This window comes from Roseateles sp. P5_B10 (assembly GCF_056400485.1).
The window spans coordinates 1-606 of sequence record NZ_JBFULE010001593.1; the positions used below are offsets into that span (position 1 = coordinate 1).

1 protein-coding gene and 1 other RNA gene are annotated in these 606 nt (G+C 64.7%); both read left to right on the plus strand.

What is annotated here, in order from left to right:
* A partial coding sequence (locus AC1DU6_RS34765) for an HAD-IA family hydrolase (RefSeq protein WP_477863076.1) occupies positions 1–500 on the plus strand: 500 nt, incomplete at its 5' end.
* A gap of 14 nt (positions 501–514) precedes the next feature.
* Positions 515–606, plus strand: a transfer-messenger RNA (tmRNA) gene (gene ssrA, locus AC1DU6_RS34770); the annotation flags it as partial.

Below are 606 nucleotides of genomic sequence, written 5' to 3' on the forward strand. Positions count from 1 at the left end.
GCATGCTGGGCCAAGCCTTCGGCGCGGCGCCTGGTCAGTCGGGCTATGACGAACTCAAGCGTGAATTCCTGGATCGTTACGAAGCGCTGATGTATGACAGCACGCGCGCCTTTGTCGGCATCGAGGCGGAGCTTCTCGGGCTCGCTGATGCGGGCCTGGCATGGGGCATCGTCACCAACAAGGCCGAACGCTTCGCCTTGCCGCTTGCCAAGGCGCTGGGTTTGGCGGCCGGCGCCATCGTGGGCGGCGACACCACGAGCCATACCAAGCCGCACCCCGCCCCGCTGCTGGAGGCAGCACGCCGCTTGAACGTGGTACCGGCGTCCTGCCTCTATGTCGGAGACGACGAACGCGACATCCTGGCCGGTCGCGCTGCTGGCATGGCAACGGCCGCTGCGGCGTGGGGCTATCTCGGCCATAGCGGTGAATTTCGTCATTGGGGCGCCGACCTGGAGCTGTCCGCGCCGGGTGAGCTCTTGAAAGCGCTCGGTCTGGCCTAAGATGCAAGGTCTCTGGGGCCGACTTGGTTTCGACGTGGGTGCGGATCCGGAGTAGGGCATGTCGAGCACCAGTCCGCTCGTAAAACCACTGGAAACAAAGTAACTG